A 25,149-nucleotide genomic window follows, 5' to 3' on the forward strand; every position below is an offset into this window, starting at 1 on the left:
CCTTCGGAAAACCCCGCTCAAATCCTTCGGCGCGCAGGATCAACGCGGCATCCGGGCCGCCTTTTCTTTGGATACTTTCTTTTGGCGACACAAAAGAAAGTATCTCGGCTGTCGGGCCGAGACCCGACTTCCAAACATCCGTCGCGATAGCGACACCTTAAAAAGCCGGAGCTTGGGAGCCAGAAAGCTACCCCAACCAATTCTCCATCAACAACCCCGGCACCCTCTCAAATTCCCGCAAATTATTGCTCACCAAAATCAAACCATGACTACGTGCATGCGCGGCAATGTGCAAATCGTTAACAATTATCGTTTGACCAATGCGTTCCAACGCGGCGCGTATGCTGCCGTAATGCGTGGCGGCGTTATCTTTGTATGGCAACACCTGCAAACGGCTGCAAAAATCTTCTACCACTGCCAGATTACGCTCGGGAACTTGGCTTTTTTCCGCGCCATGAATCAACTCGGCCAACGTTATAGCGGAAATCGCCATGCGTCCATGATGCCGATTGAAGGTTGCCAACACCTCAATTGGGCGCTGTTTGATTACGTATATAACGATGTTGGTATCGAGCAGATATTTCAACATATGAAACTACAAACTGTCGCGTTCGTTCTGCTGCTGACTGGCCCGCTCGCTTAAAAAATCGTCGCTGACAGTCGGACCGTTGACGAAAAAACTGTCCCAGGCAGAATCCGCTGGGGCAATAATGCGTTCCGCGCCGACAGCCCTGACTTCCACTTTTTTGACGCTCTCCGGAAAACGCATGTCGGCGGGCAGGCGCACGGCCTGGCTACGATTGTTGGTAAAAACGGTACTTGCTGTCATAGACGCCCTCCAAAATGCTATATACCAGCAATATATCCCTGGACAGTGCTTGCGTCAATTCGCTAAGGCCGTAAGGTGCAATCGTAGGGCGTCAATAGGCGCAGCCGTATGTTAGCCTTCAAGCATTCGGCGCATTACGCTAGCGCTAATGCGCCCTACAAACTTCCAAAATTTCAAACGATTTCAAATTTCGCAGTGGTTTTCTCCCTTAATGCCGCGCCGGGCACCGGAGGGTTTGAGCGGACAAATCGGCAGGGTTGCCGGTTTGCATGCGTAGCAGCCGAAGGGCGAGGTACAAGGAAGTACCGAGTGATTTGCCCGTTCGGGGCGATGCAGGGAGGCAGCGTGTTTTCCGCAGGGGCGGAGATGCCGCTGCGGAACCGGCATTAAATTATCGTCGCGACAGCGGCACGAAAAAAGCTAAGGTCGCGTAGGTAGTTGAAACAATTACCCCACAACACTGGATGCGCAATCCCGGCCATCCACCGCTATACTGGCGGCATTGCAATCAACACTTTCACGGATATACCACCACTTATGTTAGAGCTTTATCTGGACAGCGCGAATCTGGCGGACATTGAAACCTTATCCCGCAGCTTACCCCTGGCGGGGGTCACCACCAATCCATCCATCATGGCTGCGGGCGGCATGGGCTTGACGCGTTTGCTACCGGCATTGACCGAAATACTGGGCGCCGATGCCAGATTTCATGTGCAGGTGCTCAGCAACACGGCTGACGGCATCATTGCCGAAGCCCGAAAACTGCATGCGCTGCCGTTCGACATCGTGGTAAAAATTCCGGCCCACGCCGAGGGTTTAAGCGCCATCAAAGCGCTAAAAAAACATGATATCCCCCTGCTGGCCACCGCGATTTACAACGTTCAGCAGGGCATGCTGGCGGCCTTGCACGGCGCCGATTATCTGGCTCCCTATTTGAATCGAATCGACAACCTGGGCGTCGATGGCCTGCAAGTGGTCGGCGATTTGCAAGCCTTCATCGATCAATACCAATTGCCCGGCAAATTATTGGTGGCCAGCTTCAAGAGCGTCCAGCAAGTGTTACAGGTATTGAAACTCGGCGTAAAAGCCGTGACATTGCCAAGCGATATCGCCCGGCAATTTCTCGCCACCCCGGCAACCCACGCGGCGGTGGAGAACTTCAGCCAAGACTGGCGGGCGGTGTTTGCGGATAACTTATCGTATGACAGTTAAATCCGCTTGCAGACACTTGCGGGGCGGATAGGGCTCGCCACCCGCCGCGAAAATGCCAATTGCCTGATTCCCTCGATCAGGTTAGGGTAAGGCTTTTACCGGCAGCGAACACCCAGCATGATTCAGCAAAATACTCCAAACGCCTGCTCCGGCCGGTGAACAGCATGCCATCACCGCTTTCCCTACCGGACGAACCCTCTGTCGACGACGCCCGTGGCGTTGTGACGGCGATTCGCGGCAGCGTGGTGGACGCCTGTTTTTCCAATCACCTGCCGGCGCTGAACAACGCGCTCAAGGCCGGCAAGGTGATCATAGAAGTCGTTGCGCACCAAAGCCCCACCAGCGTGCGCGGCATCGCCTTGACGTCGACCCAAGGCCTGTCGCGCGGCGCGGTGATCATCGATACCGGCCTGCCGTTGCGCGTACCGGTAGGCACACGTTTGTTGGGGCGCATGTTGAATGTGTTCGGCGAGGCGATAGACGGCGGCGCATCACTCGCGGGCGGCGAATGGCGCTCCATCCACCAGCCGCCTCTGCCGTTGGCCCGGCGTTCGGCCGGGATGGCAATGTTCGAGACCGGCATCAAGGCCATAGACCTGTTGTCGCCGCTGCAGCGCGGCGGCAAGGCCGGCATGTTCGGCGGCGCTGGCGTCGGCAAGACCGTGGTAATTGCCGAATTGATCCACAACATGGCCGGCCGCTACCAGGGCGTCAGCCTGTTTTGCGGCATCGGCGAGCGTTGCCGCGAAGCCGAGGAAACCTATCGCGAAATGCGCGCCAGCGGCGTACTGGATAAAGCCGTGCTGGTATTCGGACAAATGAACGAAGCCCCCGGGGCCCGCTTCCGGGTCGGTCATGCCGCCTTGAGCATGGCGGAATATTTCCGCGACACTGAAAAACAGGACGTGCTGCTGTTGATCGACAATATTTTCCGCTTCATCCAGGCCGGCACCGAAGTCTCCGGCCTGATGGGGCGCATACCCTCCCGGGTCGGTTACCAACCCACCCTGGCCACCGAACTGGCGGAACTGGAAGAACGCATCGCCAGTTCGCCAACCAATGCCATCACATCGGTGCAAGCGGTGTACGTGCCGGCGGACGACTTTACCGACCCCTCCGCCAGCCACACCTTCTCGCATTTATCGGCCTCGGTGGTGCTGTCGCGCAAGCGCGCCGCGCAGGGCTTTTACCCGGCCATCGACCCCCTGGCGTCCAACTCGAAAATGCTCAACCCCGCCGTGGTGGGCCAGCGGCATTACCAAGTCGCGCTGGCCGTAAGGCGCACGCTGGCCGAATACGAAGAACTCAAGGACATTATCGCCATGCTGGGACTGGAAGAACTGTCCGCAGCCGACCGCCGCACGGTGAACCGGGCCCGCCGGCTGGAGCGTTTTCTGACCCAACCCTTCTTCGCCACCGAGCAATACACCGGACAACCCGGCCGCTGGGTCAGCCTGGAACAAACCCTGGCCGGCTGCGAGCGTATTCTGGCCGACCGCTATGCCGACGTCCCCGAACAGGCCTTGTACATGCTGGGCGCCATCGACGAAGCCAAGCTCGACGCCGGCGTGGACCAAGCCTAAGATGCGACTCAAGGTAATGCTCCCCAACGAGGTATTGCTGGATGTCGCCGTGACTAAAATTATCGCCGAAGCCGAAAACGGCTGGTTCTGCCTTGAGCCGCGCCACGTCGATTTTGTCTCCGCCCTGGCACCCGGATTGCTGCGCTATGTGACGCCCGAAGGCGTTGAGATGTTTCTCGGCATCGACGAAGGCATCTTGGTCAAATGCGGCGATTTGGTGCGGGTGTCCACCCCCGACGCGGTAACGGACAGCGACCCGGAGACACTGAAGCGACGCATGCAAGGCCGCCTCGATGCCGCCGATGAGCATAACCGCCATGCCCGCGGCGTGCTGGCCCGACTGGAAGCCGGCCTGGCGAAGCGTTTTACGGACATGCAAAAACGGCGCTGACATGGCTAAGCCAGGCAAATTCCGCAAGCTACCACTTGCCGACCGCATCGGCGGCAAGGCAGACCGCCACCGACGGGCGCGCATAAGGCCCAAGCGCAGCCTGTGGTTCGGCCTGGGCATGTTCGGCTTGGTGGGGTGGGCGGTTATCGTGCCAACCCTGCTGGGTATCGCCGCCGGCATCTGGCTGGACCGTCTGTGGCCCGGCCGGGTATCGTGGACCTTGACGCTGCTGTTCGGCGGTGTGATATTGGGCTGCAGGAATGCCTGGTATTGGCTGGAACGTGAACGACAGGACAAGCATCATGACCAATAATCTCGCCATCGCCGCCGACTGGCTGATGGCCGCAAGCGTGGGCGTATTACTGGGCTGCGTGTATTTCGGCGGTCTGTGGCTGACCATTCGCCGGCTAGCGCATGCCCGGCAACCCGGTTTGCACATGCTGGCCAGCCTGCTGCTGCGCCTGGCCTTGCTGGCCTGGGGGCTTTACCTGCTGACCGACGGCCATTGGCAACGCTTTGCGGCCGCGCTGGCCGGTTTATTGCTCGCCCGCTGGTGGTGGATACGCCGCATTGCTCCCACCGGAGCCGAACGATGAAGCTGAGCAGCGACGGCACCATCCTGGCCTGGTTCGGCCCGTGGCCGATCAATGCCACCCTAGCCTACACCTGGCTGGTCATGGCCGTTTTGGTGCTGACATCCTTTCTGGTCACCCGGCGTTTGCAAGACGAGCCGAACATGAGCCGCTGGCAAAATCTGCTGGAAATACTGGTCGACGGCCTACGCGAGCAGATTCGCCAAACCAGTTGCCAGGATCCCGGCCCCTATCTGCCTTTCGTCGGCACGCTGTTTCTGTTCATCGCCGTGTCCAATCTATTGGCCATCGTACCCGGTTACGCGCCGCCGACCGCCTCCTTGTCCACCACCGTGGCGTTGGCCCTGGCGGTTTTCGCCGCCGTGCCGATTTACGGCATCGCCCAGCGCGGCGTACGCTCCTATCTGGCCGACTATCTGAAGCCCTCGTTTTTTTTGCTGCCGCTCAACATCCTGAGCGAAGTTTCCCGCACCCTGGCCTTGGCCGTGCGCCTATACGGCAACATGATGAGCGGCACTATCATCGGCGGCATCCTGCTGGGCATCGTGCCGCTATTTTTCCCCGTGGTGTTGCAGTTCCTCGGGCTGATCACCGGACTGGTGCAGGCCTACATCTTTGCCGTGCTGGCGATGGTATTTATTGCCTCGGCGCAAGCCGCCCGGGATGAACGCAAGCCTACTCAAACCTTTGGAGATTGATATGTCCGAACTCGGTCCCGACCTCATCATAGGCGCCGTATCCATTTTCACCGCCGGCATCACCATGGCCATCGGCAGCATTGCGCCGGCCCTGGGCGAAGGCAAGGCGGTTGCGGAAGCCTTGAACGCCATCGCCCAACAACCGGATGAAGCCCCGACCCTGACCCGCACGCTGTTCGTCGGCATGGCGATGGTCGAATCGACCGCCATTTATTGTCTGGTGGTCAGCATGATTTTGATTTTCGCCAATCCGTTCTGGGAGTATTTCATCGGCAAGGCCGGAGGCTGAGCCGTGCGGATCGACTGGCTGACGGTCGGCGCCCAATGGATCAATTTTCTGCTCCTGATGTGGCTGCTGCGGCGTTATTTGTATCAACCCATCCTGCGGGCCATGGATAAGCGCCAGCAGACCATTGCGGCCCGCTCGGCGGCGGCGGCCGAAAAATCCGCGCGGGCCGAACAGCTGGCTCGCGACTATCTCGACAAACTAGCCGAGCTGGATGCGCGACGGGCAGAACTGCTGCTTGCGGCCAGGGCAGCCGCCGATGCCGAGCGGACCAAGCTGATGGAACAGGCCCGGGCCGATGCCAAGGCCGAGTCGGACCAATGGCGGCGCGATCTCGCGCGGGAAAAAACCGACTTCCAGCGCCAAATCAACCGCCAACTTGGCGGCCTGATAACCGCCACCGCCCGTAAAGCCGTGCAAGAGTTGTGCAGCAAGCCTTTGGAGCAAGCCCTGTGCGACCGGTTTCTGGAACGCTTGCAACAGTTGCCGGCCGAGGAAAAGCGCCTGTTTACCGAACCGCACCCTGGAGAACTGCTGCTGGCCAGCAGTTTTGAACTCGATGCCGCGCAGCGGAACCGCTTCGAGTCCGCGCTGCGCGACATCCTGGCCAACGATGTATCGCTGCGTTTCGAAACGCTGCGGAATAGCAGTTTTGGCGTAGTGTTGAGCAGCGCCGACCACACGCTGGAATGGCAACTGGAACGCTATTTCGCCGAACTGCAAGCCGAACTGGACGCCACGCTGACTCAAACCGAACGAAAGCCGCCGGCAGATGCCGAACCCGGCCTGAACCTTGAATTTCCTCAAGCGTTACCGGAATGAAGGCCAGGAAAGCACATGTTGAATGAAGCCATGGCCAGCACCACCGCCGCGCTGACACAACTGTTGGCAAAGCATCGGGCCGAATTATCGGCACGGGAAACCGGCAGCGTCCTCCAGATAAGCCACGGCGTGGCGCTAGTGGACGGTTTGCCCGGCGTACAGGCCATGGAATTGGTCGAATTCGAGGCCGGCCTGTTCGGTTTGGCCTTCGACCTGGATCCCGAACAAATCGGCGTCGTGTTATTGGACGCCGGCGCGGCTATCGTCGCCGGCAGCCGAGTGCGGCGTAGCGGCCGGGTAGCTGACGTGCCGGTGGGCACGGCCTTGCTGGGCCGGGTCGTCAACGCCCTGGGCCAGCCGCTGGACGAACAAGGACCGTTGACCACATGCGAACGCAGCCCCATCGAACGGGAGGCCCCCGCGATACTGGAGCGTGCGCCCGTCACCGAACCCTTGCAAACCGGCATCAAAGTCATAGACGCCGCCATCCCCATCGGCCGCGGCCAACGCCAACTCATCGTCGGCGACCGCCAGACCGGCAAGACCGCCATTGCCTTGGCCACCCTGGTCAATCAGCGCCATAGCGATGTGGTCTGCGTCTATTGCGCTATCGGCCAGCGCGGCGATGCGGTGGCGCGCGCCATCGAAACCTTGCGTACCGAACAGATAATCCGGCAAACCGTTGTCGTGGTGGCGGCCGCCGAAGACCCGCCCGGCCTGCAGTTCATCACACCCTACGCCGCCACCAGTATCGCCGAATATTTCATGCGGCTGGGCCGCGACGTGGTGATCGTCTACGACGACCTGACCCATCACGCCCTGGCCTACCGGGAACTTTCCCTGCTGCTACGGCGTCCGCCCGGCCGCGAGGCCTACCCCGGCGATATTTTCCATATTCACGCCCGCTTGCTGGAACGCGCCACCCGCCTGGCGGCCGGCGGTTCGCTGACGGCCATGCCCATCATGGAAATCGAAGCCGAAAATCTGGCCGCCTACATCGCCACCAATCTGATTTCCATTACCGACGGCCAGATTTACTTGTCGCCGGAGCTGTTTCACAAAGGCTTGTTGCCGGCCGTGGATGTCGGCAAGTCCGTGTCCCGGGTCGGCGGCAAGGCGCAATTGCCGGCTTACCGGCTGGTGGCCGGCGTCTTGAAACTGTATTACGCCCAATTCGAGGAATTGGAAATGTTCGCCCGCTTCGGCACCCGGCTGGATAAAAGTACCCGGCAAATTCTGGATCGCGGCCAGCGGGTACGCGAAATCCTTAAGCAACCGGAGCGGGCAGCCTTGAGCCCTTTCGAGCAAATCCTGGTGCTGCTGGCCGTAACCGAAGGCTTGTTCGATGCCGTCCCCTTGCACGACGTCGCCCAGGCCGAATTGATGCTGAGAGCTGTCGCCACCCGCCAGTTGGCCGCTCTCGGACAGCGCGTTCAGCGTGGCGAAACCTTGACCGGCGACGATCGCGCGGCACTGCTTGGCGCGGCACAACAAGCGCTGGCGACGAGAGAGGCGGATGGAAACCGAACAAACCCTTAGACACCGCATCGGCACGGTTCGCGACCTGCACGCCATCGTCCGCACCCTGAAAGCCCTGGCCGCCGTCAACGTCCGCCAATGCGACGCAGCGTTGAACGCCCTGCGCGACTACACCCAAACCGTGGAACTGGGTCTACGGGCCGTGCTGAGATACAACGCCGTCAAAACACCAGATACAATCCGTCCGCCGGCGCGGCTGGCGGCGTTGATCTTTGGTTCGGATGTAGGCTTGTGCGGGCGCTTCAACGAAGAACTGGCCGCCTTTTCGCTGGCGCAAATGCGGGATTTGCCAAGCCAGCCGGCCGAGCGCGCGGTCCTGGCGATTGGCTCGCGCATCCAGACCCGACTGATAGAGCTTGGCCATCCGGTGGCGGATACGCTGCCCACACCCGGCTCCGCGTCCGCCATCGGCGCAACTGTCCGGCTGTTGCTGGAAAAAGTCGAGGCATGGCGGGAACAAGGCATGCAGCGGGTGCTGCTGTTCTATAGCCAGTCCGGCTCGCCAACCCTGCTGCAATTGATCCCTGTCGATCTGAACCGATTCGGCCGCCCGAACCGGACGCCCTGGCCCAGCCGGACCCTGCCCCGCCACACGCTGGATGACGAGCCCTTGTTGGCGGCCTTGATTCGGCAACATCTGTTCATTTGCCTGTTTCGCGCCTGCGCGGAATCCTCGGCTTCGGAACATCAAATGCGCCTGCGTACCACCCAGGCAGCGGAAAAAAATATACAGGAAACACTAGACGCACTGGAGGCTGAATTCCGCATGCGCCGCCAGGACAGCATCGATGCGGAATTGCTGGAAATCGGCGCCGGCTTCGAAGCGGTTAAAAACGACCGGAATGGCTGAGTTTTCCCTGAGGTCTTGCGGCCCCGTAATGCTTGCGATTGCCGATCGACTCGGCCAAATTGCGGCTGGACCGATTCGACACCGCTTTCAGGGGACCGCCGGAGATATTGGCATGCGGCGCATGTTGTTGAGCTCAAGACCGTAAGGCGGATTCGAAGCGGTAACGACAATCCGCCAAAACCTCGAAACCACCCGGCGTTTTGCTAGCGCGAAAACGCCCTACGGTCCTTCATGGCAATATATTGCGTTATCGCCTAAACTTCACGGACTGCCGCTGCAGCATCCTATTTGTTACCGCTATCAGGCTGGCATTTATAGGTTCAATTTGCGTCGAAGGCCTGCCGAATCCCGGGAAATTTAATTATGTTTAAAAACAGCCGTATTTTGATTGTCGACGATGTGGTCGACAATATCAGGGTAGCCATGAATATCCTGAAGGAAGGCAATTACGAATTTTCCTTTGCCAATAACGGTACCGAAGCGCTACGGCTGGTTATCGACGAACCCAAGGGTTTCGATCTGATCCTGCTGGACATCATGATGCCCAGCCTCAACGGCTTTGAAGTCTGCCAGCTATTGAAAGCCAACCCGGTCACCAGGGACATACCGGTGATATTTTTAACCGCCAAGGTCGATGTGGACTCGGTCAGCAAGGGCTTCGAACTGGGCGGAGTGGATTACATCACCAAGCCGTTTCATGCCAGCGAACTGCTGGCCAGGGTCAAGACTCATCTGGAACTCTATCAGGCCAAACAAACGCTGATAAAACACAATCTCGATCTCACAACCAAGGCCAGCTTCGAAAAGGTGCGCCTGTTGAGCGAACTGGAAGACAGCCAGAAGGAAATGATTTTCATCCTGGCCGAATTGATGGAATCCACTTCCGACGAAACCGGCAAGCACATCAAACGGGTGGCGGAAAACTCGGCCTTGCTGGCCAAATACCATCCCTGTCTGAACGAAGAAGATATGGAAATTCTCTACCACGCCTCGCCGATGCACGACATCGGCAAAATGACCATTCCGCTGGAGATTCTGCACAAGGCCGGCCGCTATACCGAGGAGGAATTCGTGCTCATGAAGCAACACACCTCCAACGCCCACCAATTGCTATCGCATTCCAACCGCAAGCTGATCAAGGCCGCCGCCATCATCGCCCACGAACATCATGAAAAATGGAACGGCAACGGTTATCCGCGCGGCCTGAAGGGCGCGGAGATTCATATTTACGGCCGCATCGTGGCGCTGGCCGACGTATTCGACGCCCTGACTCATAAACGCCACTACAAGGACGCCTGGGACATCGATACAGCGGTCAACTACATTGTCGAGCACCGGGAAACCCAGTTCGACCCTGAACTGGTGGATATTTTTCAAGCCCATCTGGACGAGTTCATCGCCATCGCCCGATCCAAATAACCCAGCAGCATCCGACGGCATTGGAGTCCCAGTTGCATATCCGCTCCTTCGCCAAGCGCTGTTTCCCATCACTGATGCGCTTGCCGCTAGTGGCTTGGCTATTGTTTGCCTGCTGGCCGGCCGCCGCCGAACTCGACAAAGTCAGCATCCAACTCAAATGGCAACACAGCTTTCAATTCGCCGGCTATTACGCCGCCATCGAGCAAGGTTATTACCGCGAGGAAGGCCTGGACGTCAGCCTGAAGGAAATCGATTTTAAGCAGGATTTTGTCGAGCAGGTATTGCGCGGCGATTCCGAATACGGGGTGTCCGACAGCACCCTGTTGATATACCGCTTGAAAGGCGCCCCGGTAGTGCTGGTAAACCAGTTTTTTCAGCACTCTCCGCTGGTTTTCCTGTCCCGCCGCGAGTCCGGCATCGTCAGTCCGTATGAGATGGCCGGTAAAAAACTGGCCTTCAATACCACCAATCAGGGCGACGCCTCATTAAACGCACTGCTGCTGAAAACCCTGGGCGACTTGCAAAAAGTCAAGGAAGTCGACTTCAACGACAACGTGTACCGGGATTTTGCCGCCGGCAAAATCGACGTGGTCTCCGCCTACTCGACCTCGCAGCCTTTTCTGCTGAGACAGCAAGGCATAGAGGTCAACATCATAGACCCGCAAAACTACGGTATCGACTTTTACGGCGACAATTTTTTTACCACCCAAAAAGAACTGACCGAACATCCGGCCCGGGTCGCCGCCATGAGCCGGGCCACCGTCAAGGGCTGGCAATATGCCTTGGAGCATCCCGAGCGCATCATCGAATTGATCGGCAAACGCTACAACACCGATCTGTCTCCGGCGCATTTGAAATACGAGGCGGATGCCACCCGCCAGATGATCATTCCGGAATGGGTGCCGCTCGGCGCCATAGACCCCGGCCGTTATCGCATGAGCGCGGAGTATTACCGCAGACTGGGGTTTACCGAAACCAATAATGTAGACAACGATTTTTTCTATCGCCCCAATCTGCTGGAAGCCGCCGCATCGCTGCCCTTGAGCGCGGAAGAAAAAGCCTGGATTCGCGAGCATCCCGTGGTGATATACGGCGCGGAAAGGGATTGGCCGCCCTACGATTTTGTCGACGACCAAGGCAAACACAGCGGATTGAGCGCGGACCTGTTGCAACTGATAAGCCAATACAGCGGCTTGGTATTTCAGGCCAAAATCGGCGACTGGGAATCATTGCTGAGCCAGGCCAAGACAGGCGAAATCGACCTACTGCCGGCGCTGTTTCATAACGCAGAACGCGCGGCTTACCTGGACTTTTCCAAGCCTTACCAGCAAATTCTGGCCTATTTTTTTATTCACGAGTCGGTACTGGCCCTCAATCTGGAAGATTTGAACGGCAGGATCATCGCCATCCCCAAGGGATTTGCCCAAATCGACGAGGTGAAACAACGTTTTCCCCGGCTAAAGATCTTGGAAACCGAAAACCTGATGGCGGCGATTCAGGCGGTGCTGGAAAGAAAGGCCGACGTGTTGCTGGAGACCTACCCGGTCATGAACTATTTGCTGCGGCAAAACAGCATCGGTTCCATCCGCCCCTTCAAGCCGCTGCCGTCCGGCGAAAGCCGCCAACTGCACATGGCCGCCAACCGCGAACGGCCGTTGTTGTTGTCCATCGTGCAAAAAGCCCTGGAGGCGATTCCGCCCACGGAACTGCAGAACCTGAGCAACCGTTGGCTGGGTTACACGGAATCTCCCCGCGACGATTTCGCACTGACCGCCGCCGAGCGGCAGTGGCTGGCGGAACATCCGCTGATCCGCTTCAGCGGCGATCCCAACTGGCTGCCTTATGAAGCGTTCGACAGCAACGGCCGCTATATAGGCATCGTTTCGGAATATTTACAGTTGATAGAACGCAAACTCGGCATTCAATTCGACATCGTGCCGGTCGGCAGCTGGCGCGAAGCTGTCGACATGGCCAAGCGCGGCGACATCGACGTACTGTCGGAAACGGTGGACTCCGATTTACGCTCCCAGCTCAGCTTTACCCAGGCTTACTTAAGCAGCCCGGTGGTGATCGTGATGCGCGATAACGAGGAATATGTCGATACGATTGCCCAGATCAAACAGCGCCGGCTGGCCGTCATCAAGGACTACGGCTACAACCCAGCCATTTTCCAGGCCTATCCCGATATCCGCTTCGAAACGGTCGACACCGTTCAAGCCGGTTTGACGGCGGTTTCGACCGGTCAAATCGATGCCTTGCTCTGCACGCTGGCCCAGGCCAGCTATCATATCGGCGATCAAGGCATCAACAATGTCCGCATCGTCGGCAAAACCGAGTTCACCACCCAATTGGGCTTCGGCATCCGTAAGGACTACGCTCCGCTGGTGGAATTGTTCAACCGGGCCCTGAATGCCATCAGCCAGGGCGAGCGGCAACGGATAGGCGACCATTGGGGCAAGGAACGCTTCGCCGCCCGCACCGACTATTGGTTACTGGCGAAAATCGTCGGCGCGTTTCTGATTGCCCTGCTGTTGATTGCGGCCTGGAATCGCAAGCTCAGCCGCGAAGTGGCCCGCCGCAAACGCAGCGAACAACAGGTGCGCCTGTTGAACCAACGTTTCGAACTGGCGGCCGGGGTGGTTTCGCTGGGAGTCTGGGAGCTGGATTTGACTGTGCCCAAACGCTTGATTTTCGACGCCAAAATGTTCGAACTGTACGGCATGTCAGCGCAACAGCCGCCGAAATTGGAGAATTGGTTGCAATACCTGCATCAGGAGGATAGACCCTTGCTGCTGCGCAGCATCGAAAAACTGCAACAAAGCCGGTGCGAAGACCATATCGAGTTCCGTATCGTCCGCCCCGACGGCGAAACCCGCACTCTTTACTGCGGCGCCCGTAGCGTGGAAGCGGACAATGAGCCGGTCAAAATTACCGGCGTGAATTGGGACATTAGCCAACGTAAACAGATCGAAGCCGCCCTGCACAAAGCCAAGCAGCAAGCCGAAAACGCCAACCGGGCCAAATCGCAGTTCCTGGCCAACATGAGCCACGAAATCCGCACGCCGTTGAATGCCATCATAGGCTTTACCGAATTGCTCAACGAGCAGATCAAGGAAGATCGGCTGAAATCCTTCGTCAAAACCATCCAAAGCGCCGGCCAGAACCTGCTGGCGTTGATCAACGACATTCTGGATTTGTCCAAAATAGAGGCCGGTAAACTGCGCATCGATAAAAGCGCCTGCAATCCTCACAGTTTATTCAGCGAACTGGGACAGATTTTCATGATGAAAATGCGCGAACGCAATCTGGACTTTATGCTGGACATAGACCCGCGCATCCCGGAAAACCTGCTGCTGGACGCCACCCGCCTGCGGCAAATTCTGTTGAACCTGATAGGCAATGCCGTCAAATTTACCGAGCAGGGCCATATTTGCCTGCGGGCCCGCGTCGGCAACGAAGATTCCATCCGCAGCAAGCTGGATTTGTTTATCGATGTCGAGGACAGCGGTATCGGCATATCGGCGGATCAGCAACAGCAAATTTTTCAGGAATTCGAGCAACTGGAAGGTCAGGACGTGCGCAAATACGGCGGTACCGGCCTGGGCTTGGCGATCAGCAAGCGCCTGACCGAAATGATGGGCGGCGAAATCTCCCTGGTCAGCGAAGTCGGCAAGGGCTCGACCTTTACCCTGCATCTGAAGGGAGTGGATATATCCTCGCTGGTGCCGGAAGCGGAAACCGCCCCGTCCGCCGGCAACATCCGCTTTCATCCGGCCAGCGTCCTGGTGGTGGACGATATCGCGGACAATCGCGGCCTGCTGCGGGAATGTTTTGCCGGCGGCCCGCTGTCGGTATCCGAAGCGGAAAACGGCCTGCAAGCCGTGGAAAAGGTTGAACAAGGCGGCATCGATCTGGTGCTGATGGATATCCGCATGCCGGTGCTGGACGGTTACCAGGCGGCGGAACGCATCAAGGCATTTTCCGCCATCCCCGTGATCGCCCTGACCGCTTCGGTGATGCAGGACGAATACGAACGCGCCAAAAGCCTGCATTTCGACGGTTATTTGAGAAAGCCGGTGTTAAAAGCCGATTTAATCGCCGAACTGAAACGCTTTCTGCCCTACGAGATTATTGAAGAAACCGCGGAGGCGGACGACGCCCTGAGCCTGTCGCCGGCAGAATTACAGGCCTTGCCGCTGGCGCTTGCCGCGCTGGAAAAACTGGCCGAGCGCTGCGAACGGATTGCCAAAAACAACAACATGACCGAAATCGAGGCTTTCGCCGCCGACCTGCTGGCGCTTGGCCGGCAATATGCCATCGCCGCCGTCGAGGAATTCGCCGCCCGCCTGGGCAGCGAGATCGATTGTTTCGACATCAGCGCCATCAAACAATCCTTGCGCGCCTACCCGGAACTGCTGTCGCGCCTGTCCGCCCAAAGCGGCCGATAAACGCCTAACGATCATGAGACCGGTGATCGCCCCGGCAAATGAAAGACAGTCCCGTAGGAGCGACGCACAGTCGTGATTCGCAAGGCCATCATCGCGACTGCGCGTCGCTCCCACCATGACGTTAAGAGTAGGGATTCCGCCCGGAATAATTTCCGCATTCCGTTCCCTCTCTCCGGAGGCTGTCGCAAAAGCTCCCTCTCCTTGCGGGAGAGGGTTGGGGTGTGGGGTATAAATAGGGAAGTTATAGGGCCGGGATCCTAACCGTTACTGGCTGACACCCGATAAGAACGGCACGAAAATGACCGGCTCGAGAATTTCGTCTTCAAAGCCGTTTTCGGTGCGGGTGATGCGGTGCAGGTCCTGCCGGCCTTCCCGGCCGACCGGTATCACCATCACGCCGCCGACGGCCAGTTGTTCCAACAGCGCATCCGGTATTTCGGCCGGCGCGGCGGCGGCCAGGATGCCGTCGAACGGCGCGTGTTCCGGCCAGCCCCAGCCGCCGTCGCTATGCTTGAACCCGACTGTCTTGATATCCAGCTCCCACAGCAAATCGCGGGCTTTTTTCATCAGGGGGGCGATACGTTCCACCGAATACAATTGATCGACCAACTTGGCCAATATGGCGGTCTGGTAGCCGCAGCCGGTGCCGATTTCCAAGACCTTGCTTCGCGGACCCTTTTCCAGCAACAGCTCGGTCATTCTGGCCACGATATAGGGCTGGGAAATGGTTTGATTGTGGCCTATCGGCAAGGCGGTGTCTTCGTAGGCACGGCTTTCCAGCGCTTCATCCACAAACACGTGGCGGGGAGTTTCGGCCATCGCCGCCAACACCTTGCCGTTGACGATGCCTTGCGCCCGCAGCCGCGCTACCATGCGTTCGCGGGTGCGCCGCGAGGTCATGCCGGTACCTTGCAAACGTTGCTTCATGCTTATGCCTCTGTTGTCAGCCACTCGCGCAGCCCTTCCAAACGGTCGAACCGGGTCAAATCCAATTGTAACGGGGTGACGGACACATAGCCGTTACGAATCGCATCGAAATCGGTGCCCGGTCCGGCATCCTGCTCGCTGCCCGGCGGCCCCACCCAGTAAATAGTCTGCCCGCGCGGATCGCTGGAGCGGATCACCGCTTCGGCCTTATGTCTTTGCCCCAGCCGGGTGCACTGGAAACCCTTGAGCCTATCGAAGGGCAGGTCGGGCACGTTCACATTCAGCAAGGTGTCGTCCGGCAAGGGATGGTTGCGGATTTTCTTTAACAGCACCACGGCCACTTGCGCGGCGGTATCGAAATGCTTGGGGTCGCTGCCGACCAGGGAAATCGCCACCGCCGGCAAGCCCAGAAAACGGCCCTCGGTGGCGGCGGCCACGGTGCCGGAATACAGCACGTCGTCGCCCAGGTTGGCGCCGTGATTGATGCCGGCAAACACCATATCCGGTTCGCGCTCCAGCAAGCCGGTAATCGCCAGATGCACGCAGTCGGTAGGCGTGCCGTCCACCCGCACGAAGCCGTTATCGCAGGGCACGGCCCGTAACGGCATATCCAGCGTCAACGAATTGCTGGCGGCGCTGCGGTTTTTATCCGGCGCCACCACCGAAACATCGGCGTAATCCCGCAAGGCGGCCGCCAAGGCGTTGATGCCTTGCGCCAAATATCCATCGTCGTTGCTGATCAGAATGTGCATGCTGCCGGGAATAGCTTAAAATGCCGGCATATTAGCAAAAAAACCGCAAAACCAGCAGCTTACGTGACAAAAAAAACCACTCATACAGACGATGGCGCCCTGTTCAGGGACGCCGTCGGCAAAGTCAGGCCGGTGGACACCAATACGGTGATTCTGAAACCCGCCAAAAAACCCCGCCCGCTGCCCACCGTAAAAGTGCTGGAGCAGGCCGATCCGCTGCAAAACGAGGTGGTCGACGGCCTGGAAACCCTGTACCAGGAAGACAAGGTGGGCTTCATTGCCCCCGGCCTGCAAAAAAACGTGCTGAAAAAGCTGCGCAAGGGCTACTACGGCGTGGACGCGGAAATGGATCTACACGGCATGAGCAGCCGCGACGCCCAACGGGAACTGTTGCGCTTTCTGCATTTTTGCGTGGAAGACGGCTGCCGCTGCGTGCAGATTATCCACGGCAAGGGTTATAACTCGCCGGACAACCAGCCGGTACTGAAAAACGATATCAACCTTTGGCTGCGCCAGCACAAGGACGTGCTGGCGTTTTGCTCCACACCGCCCAAGGCCGGCGGCACCGGCGCGCTGTATGTGCTGTTGCGCCTGTCGGATAAATTCGGCCAAGCGGAAGATGGGCTGGAATAACCCGGTTTATGTCGGATATCCGAAGCTTTCCGCCCATTGCCGGTAAAAATGCCCGCATCCTGATTTTGGGCAGCATCCCCGGCAAAGCCTCGTTGGAAGCCGGCCAATATTACGCCCATCCGCGCAACCAGTTCTGGACTATCATGGCCGAATTGCTGGCTTGCGGCCCGTTGTCGGACTACCCAGGCAAAACCCAAGCTCTGCTCGATGCCAACATCGCCTTGTGGGATGTGATGCAATCCTGCTATCGGCCCGGCAGCCTGGATGCGGCTATCGATAAAAGCTCGGTGGTCGCCAACGACTTTAAAAGCTTCCTGGCCGACCATCCGCATATCCGGCAGATATTCTTCAACGGCGCCACCGCCGAGCAGGCGTTCCGGCGTCTGGTACGGCCGGATTTGCTTAAACCCGATCTACATTTACAGCGCCTGCCCTCGACCAGCCCGGCCCACGCCGCACTGAATTTTCAACAGAAGCTGGAATGCTGGCGGGTGATTGCAAGCGGTTTAAATTCGGTTGCGAATCACTGATCCTGTTGCCGGTATTGAATCTATCGCGAAAGATATACGGAAACTTGGCTCAGCCAAATTTTCTCTATATTTTCTGGAGTCCTCATGGGTGCAAAAACTTGGATGCTGGTTTATTCCGATGGCGACGCCTCGGAAAAATTTAGGAACAATCCAGTCTTGGATCGCACCTCTACCGACAATCTAGTGAACAAACTTTTTCCTAACGAAAAGTTGGCGACCATTGACGACGGTAACCTATCGTACACATGCCCTCCGGGCAATGTAATTTACGCCGGTTGCTTTGCCGGCGTTTCCGTTATTGCGGCAAAGGAGTTTGCGGGCGACTATCCGTCCAAACTCGACGACAGGTTTATAGCGCATGCACATAGTCAATTCATATATCTGCATGCCATGCATAGCGTGGTGGATTGGTTTGCCTTTGCGAAGTGGGAAAAAGGCAAAATACTAAGGTCGCTCAGCCTTTCACCCGATAGCGGCGTATTGGAGGATTTGGGCACCAAACTCTCTTTCGAAAAAGCGTATTGGGAAGGCATGTACCCTGCAACCGAGCCAGATGATGAGAACGGTTATCCGTTCCCGTTTCACCCGTTGGAATTAGGCGAAGAGGTGCTAAAAGCCTTTTTCGGCTATCAGCTGGAAGGCGCTATCGACGCTGGCTTATTAGAACCGGAAAAAATTCCTTTGGTTGGCTATAAGCGCAAAAAACCTTGGTGGAAAATTTGGTAAAACTCAAGCGGCTTGCCGAAATAGCTCTCCCGACAACCTTTCAACTTCATTCCAAGCCGGAAGACCGTGTCTCTACCACGAAACCTCCACCTCGTATCCGCTAAACTTGCGGATATTGATCACGCCGCTGTCCAATAGCAGATATTGGCCCTTGATACCGTGCAGCAGGCCTGACACCTCGGGGTCTTTGTCCAGGTTGAAGGACTTGACCTTGGCCGGGTATTGCAGCACCGGATACTGAATATCCAGCATTTCGGCATCGGCCAAAAACCTTATCGCCTCACTGCCGAATTGCTCGGTAATGGCCGCCAGCTCGGCGCTGCATTTTGCCAGCAACTCATCCCGCAGCACCGGCAAATCCAGCGGCTTGACGTTGTTTTTCAACATCTGCTGCCAGCTGGTTTTGTCGCTGACATGAGCGGCCAAGGCGACTTCGATCAAGCCCGAAATATGCCGGGAGGCGACCTGGAACACCGGCATGGCCTGCACCGCGCCTTGATCAATCCAGCGGGTCGGGGTTTGCGAGCGACGGGTGATGCCTACCTTGATGCCGGACGAATTGGCCAGATAAACGATGTGAGGTTGAAAACAGAATTCCTCGCCCCAGGCGGGTTCGCGGCAGGTGCCGGCGGCGTAGTGGCAGGTTTCCGGCTTCATGATGCACATGTCGCATTGCGCCAGCTTGATGAAACAGGGATAGCAATAACCTTGATTGAAGCTTTTGGCGGTCTTTTTTTGACAATGCACGCAAAATATCCGCCCGCTATGGCGTAGCCGGATGGATTGCCCCAGTAGCGGATTCAAATCCAATTCGGCGTCGCCCACCGGCAACTTATAGCTGACACCGTCCGCCAATTGCGCGGTCATTTTTTGTAAACTGCCCAACACGGTATTTACCTCGTCTCGTCGATTCAATTGGCTATAATGACAGCGTTTTCGATTTGTACAAGGCTGCCGTCAGAATGGTTAACCCCTTAACGTCCATGCCTGTTATTTCAGCCTCGCTCCCGCCGCCAAACACCCAAGCTTCCAGTGGCCATTAGTCCGAAACCCGCCGTTTCCCGCCCAAGACCGGCCACCGGCAAGCCGAATAAAGCCCCGGCTTCCGCCGGCAAAAAGCCGGGCAAACCGCGCAAAACAACGGTGCGCAAACCACGCCGGCAAGCCGAGTTCTGGAGCCGGCGGAATCTGTTGCTGTTGAGCCTGGAATGGTCCGGATTGGCAATTTGCGCCGTTCTGGGAACCATGCTGATTTTGGGTTCCTCGGCCAGTTCATTTTCCGGCTCGGGCTTTTTCGGCAGCCTGCTACCCTTCGCGGCGGGAGTAGCGTTGTGGGTGGTTTTTTGCGCCGCGGCCCTGTTGGTTTGGCTGCAATGGCGCGGCCGGATGAAGGCCGCAATGGCGGCCTTGCCCGCCGGACTGGCTATTAGCATGGCCATCGGCTTGCTGTGGTTTGTGCTTCACGACGGCTATATTCCGGTGTTCAGCCATTTTCGCGGCTTGGTGGGCGGTAAACAACAAGCTGCGCGGGCGACTTTGGCGCATCAGGTCTATGCGGCTTATCGCCGCCACAATCAGGCGCAATTATTGAAAATGATCCAGCGCGCCGAACCGTTCGCGGCCGATATTGCGCGGGCCGCTAAAGCGTTTGCGGTGGACGAACATCTGTTGTACGGCATCGCCGCCACCGAGTCCTCTTTTCAACCGCGCACCAGTCGGGACGGCGGCCAGGGCTTGTTTCAAATCACCGCCGTACCGAAAGCCATTTTGCGGCAAGCCGAGGAAAAACTGGACGTCAAACAGCTGGATTTGGCCAATCCGCGCCACAATGCCTTCATTGCCGCCGCCACGCTGAAACATTATCTGGCGGAAATGAAAGGCGACTTGTTCATGGGGTTGCTGGCTTACAACATCGGCCCGCATAACGGCGGCCCGCGCTTCATCATGCAACAATACGGTGCCAGCGACTTTGTCACCATGCAGCCCTACATCCAGCAACTGCCGCGCGATTACCCGATTCGGGTGTTGGCTTACGCCCTGGCTTTCAAACTATGGCAACGGGAGGGCGGACTGTTGGCCTATGAAGAAGCCGATAATGCGGCGCGGATACAGAAACTGGGCATCCCCGGCCTGTTGCAGGATTTTTAAAGGCTAAATTTAAACGCATCGGCGGGAACCGGCCGGCCGTAGTAGTAGCCCTGATAAAACGAACAGCCCTTGGCTTTTAAGAAGTCTATCTGCGCCTGCTCTTCCACCCCTTCGGCGATCACATTTAAACCCAGGCTTTTGGTCATCATGATGATGGTTTCGACGATAACCGCCGCATTCGGATCATTGATGTGGCGAACAAAGCTTTGATCGATCTTTAACTGGCTCAGCGGCAGGCTTTTCAGGTAAGACAGCGAGGAATAACCCACCCCGAAATCATCGATGGATATCCTAACTCCCATGGCCTGCAAGGCGTGCATTTTGGCTATGGTGTCGTCGATGTGTTCGATCACGCAACCCTCGGTCAACTCGATGACCAAGCGTTTGGCGTTGACGCCGGTATCCAGCAGGGCCTGCCTGACCTGTTGCACAAAACCGGCCTGGCGGAATTGCCGGGAACTGACATTCACGGCCACATGGTCGATTTTATGTCCTTGCTCGTCCCAGGCCTTGATCTGCCTGCAGGTTTCATGCAGCACCCAGGCGCCTATCGGTAAAATCAGATGGGTATCTTCCGCCAGCGGGATGAATTCGGCCGGCGAAATCATGCCTTTTTCCGGATGCTGCCAGCGAATCAAGGCTTCGGCGCTTACCACCCGCGGCTCGTCGTTGACCTGCGGCTGATAATGCAGCACGAACTGTTGCTCCTGCAAGGCTCGGCGCATTTCTTTTTCCAGCGTCAATCGCCTGTCCGCCGCCGCCTGCATGGCCGGCTTGAAAAAGCTGATACTGTTGCGCCCGCTTTCCTTGGCCCGATACATGGCGGTGTCGGCCTGCTGAATGATGTCTTCGGGCTGATCGGCGGTTTCCGGATACAAGGTCACCCCGATACTGGTGGAGAAATGGTGCTCGCTGCCTTGCACCTCAAAGGGATGATTGATGGCCAGTAAAATCTTCTCGGCCAGCATGGCGGCGTGATTGGTGGCCTGTTGCAGGCTCAAAAAGCGGCCGGGCACCATGACGATGAACTCGTCGCCGCCCAGGCGGCAGGCCGTGTCCTCTTCGCGGATGATTGACTGCAAGCGCCGCGCCACTTGAATCAACAACTCGTCCCCCACCTGATGACCGCGGGAGTCGTTGAGTTTTTTGAAATGATCCAGATCCAGAAAGAACAACGCTCCATAGCGCAATTGGCGCTTGGCGGCGGCGATTTCCTGTTGCAGCCTGTCCAGCAACAAGCGGCGATTCGGCAGGTTGGTCAAGGGATCGTAAAAGGCCAGATTATGAATTTCCTGTTCGGCGGCTTTTTTATCGCTGACATCGGAAAATATCGCCACGTAATGCGTCAATTGATTTTGCTCGTCCCGCACCCCGGTTACCGTCAACAGTTCGGGAAACACGGTGCCGTTTTTGCGCCGGTTCCAGATTTCGCCCTTCCACTGATTGTTTTTGCTCAGCTGTTTATACATTTGCCGGTAAAACTCGTGATCGTGATAACCGGACGACAATAGGCGCGGGTTTTGCCCCACGGCTTCCGCCGCGCTGTAACCGGTGATTTCGCTAAAGGCCCGGTTCACCCGCAAAATCGTGCCCGCGGCGTCGGTAACTGCAATCGCTTCGTGCGATTCAAAGGTGGTTGCGGCCACCCGCAATTCGTGTTCCTGCCGACGGCGAATGGCAATTTCCTGATTCAGGGCCTCATTGCTGCGCAACAGATCCTCGGTGCGTTTTTCGACGATCTCCTCCACGCGCGCCGTGCGCCCCGTCAACAACAGCAAACCGAAACCGGTCAAACCGCACAATAAAAAGCCGCCTAGAATTAACCAGTTAAAGCGCAAGGACTGCTGCTGATCGAAAAAATTGGCGGCGGGCAGGTAATCCACTCGCCACTGCCGGCCGGCAAAATCGATTTGCTGGCTAAGGCCCAAGTCGGAAAACTGCAGGGTACGGTGAAAATCGGCCGGCAGATTGCTGTAAATCAATTCATCGCCGTCGTGAATGGTCAGCAACAGCTGCAATTCCCTGTCGCCCAACTTCTCGAATATCAATTGAATATCCAGATCGATCCGAAAGACGCCGGCGACGAAACCCAGGAAGGCATGTTTGCGCGCTTGCGGGGTCTGCAAGGCTTTCGAGCGGTATACCGGCGAGTAAATCACCACGCCCTGCCGGCCGACATTATCCTGGACCAGCCGGATCGGCCCGGTAGCCAGCGTATTGCCGCTTTCGAGGCTTTGAAAAATTTGAGGCGCTACCTTGGGGTTGCTTGAAATATCGAAGCCCAGAGCCATTTCATTGCCGGACAAGGGAACCAGGAAGGTGACCGGAAAATATTCGGCCTTGGGCCTTGCCGGCTCCAGCCCGCCTTCCCCGGTCAACTCGCGAATCATGGCTTGATGCCGACTTTCCCAGTCCGCGCGCTCCGCGCCAGCCACCCGTGGCGTCCACTCCAGAATGCTGCTGCGCCTATCATGAATCGACTCGGCGAAAAGCTTAAAGTTTTCCCTATCGACCTGTTTGGAACTGTCGAACAGCGCCTTAAGCGCCGAATTGGTCGCCAAATGGTCGTGCAAATGCTCTTGTATCGTGGCGTGCAACAAGTCGACCTGCCTCTGAAACTGGCTGGCCAGACGTTGATGTTCCTGGCGCATGCTGAGTTCGAAGGCGGCAACCACCAGTAAAATCACGATCAACAGCGGCAGCAAGACAAAGTTGCGCCGGGCGCGCCAGAGCGGCCTGGGCCGCCCGATAAATATCAGGCTCATAGGGGCAAAAACCACCGCGCCTATCGTGTCTCCCACCCACCAGGTCGCCCAACTGCTGGCGACATTCGACAGGCCTATCACACCGCGAAAAGTCAAATACGTCACCCCCACCGTGGCCGACACCAGACAACTGGCGGCAATCAAGAAAAAAAAACGCAGTATTTTTTTATCTTCGATCAGGGGATCGTGCCGGCCCACGTAACGGTTAACCAACCACATACCCAGCCAGGCCTGGGCACAGCAACCGATAGCCACCAGCGAGCCCACCCATGCCGATTCCAACAACTTGGCGGGAGAGGACAATTCCAGAAAGGCATAAAACTGCGCAAACAATGCGCCCAAAAAAATCCCGGGCAACACGATTTCGCCGTATACCAGCATCAACGCCAAAGCCACGCCCGCCGCCGGCCAAATCGGGCTGGCGTTGCTCGGCGGAGTAGCCAACAAGGTACCGAACCAGCCGGCCACCAAGTAAGCCGCCGCCGCCGCCATATTCAGCACAATTTTATGTTTTAAGGTTTGCATAATCCTTTAAAAAGTTTAACGCCAGACTCACACGGTTTATGGAGAAACGGGCATGGCTACAGCAAACGCCCCTTGCCGTCGACGCTGAAGGCTTTGCCGAACCCGGCCACAAACCGCCCCTGCTCGGGTTGCAACAACAGCAGATGAAAGTCCGGCAGGCTACGCAAAACCGCTACGATTTCCCCGAATTTTGCCGCCATGGCATCCAGCTTCAATGCATGACGCTCGTCGTGCTTGCCGATTTCCACCACCCGGCAAGCAAAGGTCAGGCGCCGGCGGGCGAACGGGTTGCCGGCATCGGCCTCCGGTTCCATGAACAAAATGGACGCCCGGGGGCGGGCAAGCAGATTTTGGGTATGCGAGGCCAATGCACTGACAAAAATATAAAACCCGGCATCGTCGCGTATAAAAGGCGCATAGCTGATGGCGGCTTCCCCGGCAACGGAACTACTCGCCAACAACAGGCTGTTCGATCGGGCGATCAATGCATCGCAGCCGGTTTGTAGACTATCCGGTTCCGAGTCGGTCATGTCCATTCCGCCGTGGCCAATTGCGCGTGACGGAAACAATCGATAGTGTGATCGTTCACCATGCCCACCGCCTGCATGTAGGCGTAACAGATGGTTTTACCAACAAATTTGAAGCCGCGTTTTTGCAGATCCCGGCTCATGGCGGCGGACTCTGCACTGAAAGCCGGGATTTGGCCGTGCGTCCGCCAGGCATTTTGTTTAGGTTCGCCGTCGACAAAGCCCCAAATATAGGCATCGAAACTGCCGTGGGCCCGCCGCACCGCCAAGAACGCCCTGGCATTGGCCACGGCGGCCTGAATTTTCAAGCGATTGCGCACGATACCGGGATCGGCCAGCAAGGCATCGAGTTTGTCTTGGCCGTAGGCGGCAATTTTTTCCGCATCGAAACGGTCGAATGCCCGCCGGTAGGCTTCGCGCTTGTTCAAAATGGTACGCCAGCTCAGGCCGGCCTGGGCGCCTTCCAATACCAGAAATTCGAACAGTTGCCGGTCGTCATGCAGCGGCACGCCCCATTCATGGTCGTGGTAATGCTCTTCGGAGCTGCTGGCCAAGGCCCATTTGCATTTGTTCATTTGTTATTTTGCAACATGCTCTTCAAATCGGCAAACGGACTAAAGGTGGCTTGCGGCCCCTTGGCTTCCGTGCCGCCCTTGCCGCCGTACCGGCTTTGTTCTTCGTAGCGTTGATGCTCGTTATCGTGGCAATACAAACACAATAGCTCCCAATTGCTGCCGTCGGCGGGATTGTTGTCATGATTATGATCGGTATGATGCACGGTCAATTCGCGCAGGTTTTTATGGTCGAATTCGCGCGCGCAGCGGCCGCAAATCCAGGGAAACAGTCTTAACGCCTGCTCCCGATAACCTTTCTCGCGTTCTTCTTTGTTGCGCCGGGCTTCGGCAACGATTTGATGGGCTTTGTTGTGCGACATGGCTTTCTCCGC

At 57.6% G+C, this 25,149-nt stretch carries 25 protein-coding genes; 16 read left to right on the forward strand and 9 right to left on the reverse strand.

The window, feature by feature from the left end:
* Positions 1-187: 187 nt before the first annotated feature.
* Entirely contained in the window at positions 188-589 is a 402-nt protein-coding gene (gene vapC, locus NP590_RS12580) for a type II toxin-antitoxin system tRNA(fMet)-specific endonuclease VapC (RefSeq protein WP_256602785.1), read from the reverse strand.
* A gap of 6 nt (positions 590-595) precedes the next feature.
* Entirely contained in the window at positions 596-829 is a 234-nt protein-coding gene (vapB, locus tag NP590_RS12585) for a type II toxin-antitoxin system VapB family antitoxin (RefSeq protein ID WP_256602786.1), read from the reverse strand.
* 537 nt (positions 830-1,366) lie between these two features.
* Here vapB and NP590_RS12590 point away from each other — a divergent pair.
* The 12 genes from NP590_RS12590 (at position 1,367) to NP590_RS12645 (ending at position 14,670) form a co-directional block, all read left to right on the forward strand.
* A complete protein-coding gene (locus NP590_RS12590) occupies positions 1,367-2,041 on the forward strand; it encodes a transaldolase family protein (RefSeq protein ID WP_256602787.1) in 675 nt (224 codons plus the stop codon).
* 164 nt (positions 2,042-2,205) lie between these two features.
* Positions 2,206-3,624 carry a F0F1 ATP synthase subunit beta gene (atpD, locus tag NP590_RS12595; RefSeq protein WP_256602788.1) on the forward strand — a complete coding sequence of 473 codons (1,419 nt, stop codon included), beginning with the start codon at positions 2,206-2,208 and terminating at the stop codon, positions 3,622-3,624.
* 1 nt (position 3,625) lies between these two features.
* Positions 3,626-4,015 (forward strand): F0F1 ATP synthase subunit epsilon, encoded by a 390-nt coding sequence (locus NP590_RS12600; protein ID WP_256602789.1) that lies wholly within the window; start codon positions 3,626-3,628, stop codon positions 4,013-4,015.
* Between the two features lies 1 nt (position 4,016).
* Complete coding sequence (locus tag NP590_RS12605; RefSeq protein ID WP_256602790.1) at positions 4,017-4,328, forward strand: AtpZ/AtpI family protein; 312 nt, start codon at positions 4,017-4,019, stop codon at positions 4,326-4,328.
* Positions 4,318-4,611: an ATP synthase subunit I gene (locus tag NP590_RS12610; RefSeq protein WP_256602793.1), complete on the forward strand. Its 294-nt coding sequence runs from the start codon at positions 4,318-4,320 to the stop codon at positions 4,609-4,611. Before NP590_RS12605 ends, NP590_RS12610 begins: the two co-directional genes overlap by 11 nt.
* A complete protein-coding gene (locus NP590_RS12615; RefSeq protein WP_256602794.1) occupies positions 4,608-5,306 on the forward strand; it encodes a F0F1 ATP synthase subunit A in 699 nt (232 codons plus the stop codon). The genes NP590_RS12610 and NP590_RS12615 overlap by 4 nt, the downstream gene beginning before the upstream one ends.
* 1 nt (position 5,307) lies before the next feature.
* Entirely contained in the window at positions 5,308-5,595 is a 288-nt protein-coding gene (locus NP590_RS12620; protein WP_256602795.1) for a F0F1 ATP synthase subunit C, read from the forward strand.
* Between the two features lie 3 nt (positions 5,596-5,598).
* On the forward strand, positions 5,599-6,414 hold the full coding sequence (locus NP590_RS12625; RefSeq protein ID WP_256602796.1) for a F0F1 ATP synthase subunit B family protein: 816 nt from the start codon (positions 5,599-5,601) through the stop codon (positions 6,412-6,414).
* Positions 6,415-6,429: 15 nt separating this feature from the next.
* Positions 6,430-7,953, forward strand: a complete 1,524-nt coding sequence (locus NP590_RS12630) for a F0F1 ATP synthase subunit alpha (protein ID WP_305888675.1) — start codon at positions 6,430-6,432, stop codon at positions 7,951-7,953.
* Entirely contained in the window at positions 7,931-8,803 is an 873-nt protein-coding gene (locus NP590_RS12635) for a F0F1 ATP synthase subunit gamma (RefSeq protein WP_256602798.1), read from the forward strand. The genes NP590_RS12630 and NP590_RS12635 overlap by 23 nt, the downstream gene beginning before the upstream one ends.
* A gap of 363 nt (positions 8,804-9,166) precedes the next feature.
* Positions 9,167-10,222, forward strand: coding sequence for a response regulator (locus NP590_RS12640; RefSeq protein WP_256602799.1), 1,056 nt, complete (start codon positions 9,167-9,169; stop codon positions 10,220-10,222).
* A gap of 32 nt (positions 10,223-10,254) precedes the next feature.
* Complete coding sequence (locus NP590_RS12645) at positions 10,255-14,670, forward strand: ABC transporter substrate-binding protein (RefSeq protein WP_256602800.1); 4,416 nt, start codon at positions 10,255-10,257, stop codon at positions 14,668-14,670.
* Positions 14,671-14,934: 264 nt separating this feature from the next.
* Here NP590_RS12645 and NP590_RS12650 read toward each other — a convergent pair whose 3' ends face one another.
* Both NP590_RS12650 and surE read right to left on the reverse strand, forming a co-directional pair.
* Entirely contained in the window at positions 14,935-15,597 is a 663-nt protein-coding gene (locus NP590_RS12650; protein WP_256602801.1) for a protein-L-isoaspartate(D-aspartate) O-methyltransferase, read from the reverse strand.
* Between the two features lie 2 nt (positions 15,598-15,599).
* Positions 15,600-16,349 carry a 5'/3'-nucleotidase SurE gene (surE, locus tag NP590_RS12655; protein WP_256602802.1) on the reverse strand — a complete coding sequence of 250 codons (750 nt, stop codon included), beginning with the start codon at positions 16,347-16,349 and terminating at the stop codon, positions 15,600-15,602.
* A gap of 63 nt (positions 16,350-16,412) precedes the next feature.
* Between surE and NP590_RS12660 the strand changes: the two genes are divergently transcribed.
* From NP590_RS12660 to NP590_RS12670, 3 genes are all read left to right on the forward strand, one after another.
* Positions 16,413-16,982, forward strand: a complete 570-nt coding sequence (locus NP590_RS12660) for a Smr/MutS family protein (protein WP_256602803.1) — start codon at positions 16,413-16,415, stop codon at positions 16,980-16,982.
* An 8-nt stretch (positions 16,983-16,990) separates the two neighbouring features.
* Positions 16,991-17,512, forward strand: coding sequence for a DNA-deoxyinosine glycosylase (locus tag NP590_RS12665; protein WP_256602804.1), 522 nt, complete (start codon positions 16,991-16,993; stop codon positions 17,510-17,512).
* Between the two features lie 84 nt (positions 17,513-17,596).
* Positions 17,597-18,238, forward strand: a complete 642-nt coding sequence (locus NP590_RS12670; RefSeq protein ID WP_256602805.1) for a DUF6928 family protein — start codon at positions 17,597-17,599, stop codon at positions 18,236-18,238.
* Positions 18,239-18,310: 72 nt separating this feature from the next.
* Here NP590_RS12670 and NP590_RS12675 read toward each other — a convergent pair whose 3' ends face one another.
* The gene (locus tag NP590_RS12675; protein WP_256602806.1) at positions 18,311-19,126 is read right to left on the reverse strand and encodes a DUF2797 domain-containing protein; all 816 of its coding nucleotides are present in this window, start codon (positions 19,124-19,126) and stop codon (positions 18,311-18,313) included.
* A gap of 144 nt (positions 19,127-19,270) precedes the next feature.
* Between NP590_RS12675 and NP590_RS12680 the strand changes: the two genes are divergently transcribed.
* On the forward strand, positions 19,271-20,386 hold the full coding sequence (locus tag NP590_RS12680) for a transglycosylase SLT domain-containing protein (RefSeq protein WP_256602807.1): 1,116 nt from the start codon (positions 19,271-19,273) through the stop codon (positions 20,384-20,386).
* Here the strand turns inward: NP590_RS12680 and NP590_RS12685 are convergent.
* The 4 genes from NP590_RS12685 to NP590_RS12700 are packed head-to-tail and all read right to left on the reverse strand — an operon-like array spanning position 20,383 to position 25,137.
* The gene (locus NP590_RS12685; RefSeq protein ID WP_256602808.1) at positions 20,383-23,676 is read right to left on the reverse strand and encodes an EAL domain-containing protein; all 3,294 of its coding nucleotides are present in this window, start codon (positions 23,674-23,676) and stop codon (positions 20,383-20,385) included. The two genes, NP590_RS12680 and NP590_RS12685, sit on opposite strands and share 4 nt — an antisense overlap.
* A gap of 56 nt (positions 23,677-23,732) precedes the next feature.
* Positions 23,733-24,206 (reverse strand): HugZ family pyridoxamine 5'-phosphate oxidase, encoded by a 474-nt coding sequence (locus NP590_RS12690; RefSeq protein ID WP_256602809.1) that lies wholly within the window; start codon positions 24,204-24,206, stop codon positions 23,733-23,735.
* Complete coding sequence (locus tag NP590_RS12695; protein ID WP_256602810.1) at positions 24,203-24,778, reverse strand: DNA-3-methyladenine glycosylase I; 576 nt, start codon at positions 24,776-24,778, stop codon at positions 24,203-24,205. Before NP590_RS12695 ends, NP590_RS12690 begins: the two co-directional genes overlap by 4 nt.
* Positions 24,775-25,137, reverse strand: coding sequence for a YajD family HNH nuclease (locus NP590_RS12700; RefSeq protein ID WP_256602811.1), 363 nt, complete (start codon positions 25,135-25,137; stop codon positions 24,775-24,777). The genes NP590_RS12695 and NP590_RS12700 overlap by 4 nt, the downstream gene beginning before the upstream one ends.
* Positions 25,138-25,149: the final 12 nt, after the last annotated feature.

It is taken from the genome of Methylomonas subterranea, from assembly GCF_024505185.1.
Taxonomy (GTDB): domain Bacteria; phylum Pseudomonadota; class Gammaproteobacteria; order Methylococcales; family Methylomonadaceae; genus Methylomonas; species Methylomonas subterranea.